Genomic DNA, 408 nt, shown 5'->3' on the forward strand with positions numbered 1-408 from the left:
TTCATTTATGAAATGAAGTAAACACAAGCTGCATAGCAGCGACTGACAGCTTGCTGTCAAGTTTACGAATGTAATAAATGAGAGGCTGAACTGTTACAATTAATATGATAATTCAAAACTTTTTCATATGGTAACATAATGTTTCCATATTTTCTATTTGCATTTTTCACATATTTATCCTTTTTCTTTTGTCTATTTTATACAAAGAGATTTTTTTGATGATAAATCTTGTGCTTTTTATTATTGATTATCTTCTTATTTTCAATTTGAAAAGCATACGATAAGAGGACTGAAAAAGATGAAGATATTTATGACCGTAACATTTATAATACAGCTTACATTAGCAAAAGCAAAAATAGAGTCAGGGATAACAAATGGACTTGCATTATCCTCTCTTTTTTTGTACTA

The sequence above is a fragment of the Clostridium sp. AM27-31LB genome, from assembly GCF_003480745.1.
Lineage (GTDB): Bacteria > Bacillota > Clostridia > Lachnospirales > Lachnospiraceae > Butyribacter > Butyribacter intestini.